This is a genomic window from Nocardia sp. NPDC003726, from assembly GCF_053586955.1.
The window spans coordinates 1-3,629 of record NZ_JBSFNF010000059.1 but is presented as its reverse complement, the minus strand read 5'-3'; the positions used below and the strand labels follow the sequence as shown (position 1 = coordinate 3,629).

Here is a 3,629-nt window from a genome sequence, read left to right as displayed (position 1 = left end):
TACGAGGACGAGTGTTCCTCGGTGGAGCTCATGGGTGGAACGCTGGCATGTGCCGGTCTCGGACCGGATGTAGTCGACACACTGTTGGGTCCTGAAAGAACAGGCGTTCTTTCCAGGCAAAAGATACGACGAGGCTGGTTCTTCAGTCATACCGCTGGGCTTTCGGGTTCGGGCTGGTGCTGAGTCAGGGATTGGTCTTGTGTGTTGTTTGAGAACTGCACAGTGGACGCGAGCATCTTTGTTTGTAAGTGTTGAAGAGCGTTCGGTGGATGCCTTGGCACCAGGAGCCGATGAAGGACGTAGGAGGCTGCGATAAGCCTCGGGGAGCTGTCAACCGAGCTGAGATCCGAGGATTTCCGAATGGGGAAACCCGGCACGAGTGATGTCGTGTCACCCTCCGCTGAATATATAGGCGGTGGGGAGGGAACGTGGGGAAGTGAAACATCTCAGTACCCACAGGAAGAGAAAACAATTGTGATTCCGTGAGTAGTGGCGAGCGAAAGCGGATGAGGCTAAACCATGCGTGTGTGATAGCCGGCAGGTGTTGCACGTGTGGGGTAGTGGGGCTCACTTTCCTATCACTGCCGTGGTAGGCAACAGTCAGAAAAGTGCGTGTTAGTCGAAGTGGTCTGGAACGGCCTGTCGTAGAGGGTGAGAGTCCCGTAGACGAAAATGCGTGCTCTGTTGTAGTGGGTGCCCGAGTAGCAGCGGGCCCGTGAAATCTGCTGTGAATCTGCCGGGACCACCCGGTAAGCCTGAATACTCCCTGGTGACCGATAGCGGACTAGTACCGTGAGGGAAAGGTGAAAAGTACCCCGGGAGGGGAGTGAAATAGTACCTGAAACCGGACGCTTACAATCCGTCAGAGCCTTCCTTTATTGGTGGGGTGATGGCGTGCCTTTTGAAGAATGAGCCTGCGAGTCATCGGTGTGTGGCGAGGTTAACCCGTGTGGGGTAGCCGTAGCGAAAGCGAGTCCGAATAGGGCGTTTTGAGTCGCATGTCATGGACCCGAAGCGGAGTGATCTACCCATGGCCAGGGTGAAGCGACGGTAAGACGTCGTGGAGGCCCGAACCCACTTAGGTTGAAAACTGAGGGGATGAGCTGTGGGTAGGGGTGAAAGGCCAATCAAACTCCGTGATAGCTGGTTCTCCCCGAAATGCATTTAGGTGCAGCGTCACGTGTTTCACGCCGGAGGTAGAGCTACTGGATGGCCTAGGGGGCCCACAAGCTTACCGAAGTCAGCCAAACTCCGAATGCCGGTGTGTGAGAGCGTGGCAGTGAGACTGCGGGGGATAAGCTTCGTAGTCGAGAGGGAAACAGCCCAGATCGCCGGCTAAGGCCCCTAAGCGTGTACTAAGTGGAAAAGGATGTGGGGTCGCGAAGACAACCAGGAGGTTGGCTTAGAAGCAGCCACCCTTGAAAGAGTGCGTAATAGCTCACTGGTCAAGTGATCCTGCGCCGACAATGTAGCGGGGCTCAAGTACACCGCCGAAGCCGCGGCACTCCAACATGCGCCTGCTTTCGAGCCAGGTGTTGGGGTGGGTAGGGGAGCGTCGTGCAGCCGTGGAAGCAGCGGGGTGACCCAGTTGTGGAGGCTGTGCGAGTGAGAATGCAGGCATGAGTAGCGAAAGACGAGTGAGAAACTCGTCCGCCGAATGACCAAGGGTTCCTGGGCCAGGTTAATCCGCCCAGGGTGAGTCGGGACCTAAGGCGAGGCCGACAGGCGTAGTCGATGGACAACGGGTTGATATTCCCGTACCCGTGTATCCGCGCCCAATGGTGAATCATCTGTGCTAATCGTCCTGAACCGGATGGACTTCCTTCGGGGAGCCGGAAGGGGATGCACGAGACCCTGGGTGTAGTAGTCAAGCGATGGGGTGACGCAGGAAGGTAGCTGGGCCAGGTGGTGGATTACCTGGTGTAAGCCGGTAGGGCGTTGTGTAGGCAAATCCGCACAACATACAGCCTGAGAGGTGATGCGTAGCCGATTGAGGCGAATTCAGTGATCCTATGCTGCCGAGAAAAGCCTCTAGTGAGTTGGTACACGGCCCGTACCCCAAACCGACACAGGTGGTCAGGTAGAGAATACCGAGGCGATCGAGAGAACTGTGGTTAAGGAACTCGGCAAAATGCCCCCGTAACTTCGGGAGAAGGGGGACCACGTCTGGTGACGGGACTTTGCTTCCTGAGCTGGGTGTGGTCGCAGAGACCAGAGAGAAGCGACTGTTTACTAAAAACACAGGTCCGTGCGAAGTCGTAAGACGATGTATACGGACTGACGCCTGCCCGGTGCCGGAAGGTTAAGAGGACCGGTTAGCGCCCTTCGGGGTGCGAAGCTGAGAATTTAAGCCCCGGTAAACGGCGGTGGTAACTATAACCATCCTAAGGTAGCGAAATTCCTTGTCGGGTAAGTTCCGACCTGCACGAATGGCGTAACGACTTCTCTGCTGTCTCAACCACAGACTCGGCGAAATTGCATTACGAGTAAAGATGCTCGTTACGCGCGGCAGGACGAAAAGACCCCGGGACCTTCACTATAGCTTGGTATTGGTGTTCGGTACGGTTTGTGTAGGATAGGTGGGAGACTGTGAAGCGGGCACGCCAGTGTTCGTGGAGTCGTCGTTGAAATACCACTCTGGTCGTATTGGACTTCTAACCTCGGACCCTGATCGGGTTCAGGGACAGTGCCTGGTGGGTAGTTTAACTGGGGCGGTTGCCTCCCAAAATGTAACGGAGGCGCCCAAAGGTTCCCTCAGCCTGGTTGGCAATCAGGTGTCGAGTGCAAGTGCACAAGGGAGCTTGACTGTGAGACTGACGGGTCGAGCAGGGACGAAAGTCGGGACTAGTGATCCGGCACCGGCATGTGGAAGCGGTGTCGCTCAACGGATAAAAGGTACCCCGGGGATAACAGGCTGATCTTCCCCAAGAGTCCATATCGACGGGATGGTTTGGCACCTCGATGTCGGCTCGTCGCATCCTGGGGCTGGAGTAGGTCCCAAGGGTTGGGCTGTTCGCCCATTAAAGCGGCACGCGAGCTGGGTTTAGAACGTCGTGAGACAGTTCGGTCTCTATCCGCCGCGCGCGTCAGAAACTTGAGGAAGGCTGTCCCTAGTACGAGAGGACCGGGACGGACGAACCTCTGGTGTGCCAGTTGTCCTGCCAAGGGCACTGCTGGTTGGCTACGTTCGGAAGGGATAACCGCTGAAAGCATCTAAGCGGGAAGCCTGTTCCAAGATGAGGTTTCTCACCACCTTCGAGTGGTTAAGGCCCCCTATAGACCATGGGGTTGATAGGCCGGAACTGGAAGCACGGTAACGTGTGGAGGTGACCGGTACTAATCGGCCGAGGACTTACCAACAAAGGTTGCTACGCGTCCACTGTGCGGTATCTGAAACAACACACAGATACCCGGAACACACTTCGGTCCATCACCTCGGGTGGTGGGTCCACCCGGAAGGGTGGGGAGTGTGGGAGGGGTGTGGATAGTTTCATAGAGTTACGGCGGTCATAGCGGTGGGGAAACGCCCGGTCCCATTCCGAACCCGGAAGCTAAGCCTGCCAGCGCCGATGGTACTGCACTCGACAGGGTGTGGGAGAGTAGGACACCGCCGGAACATCCTTTCACGA

General features: G+C 56.7%; 2 rRNA genes. Both read left to right on the top strand.

Features of this window, described 5'->3' with window-relative positions:
* Nucleotides 1-242: 242 nt before the first annotated feature.
* Nucleotides 243-3,360: ribosomal RNA gene (locus tag ACWDMM_RS33725) — 23S ribosomal RNA — on the top strand.
* Between the two features lie 139 nt (nucleotides 3,361-3,499).
* Nucleotides 3,500-3,616, top strand: a 5S ribosomal RNA gene (gene rrf, locus ACWDMM_RS33720).
* The last annotated feature ends 13 nt before the right edge of the window (nucleotides 3,617-3,629 follow it).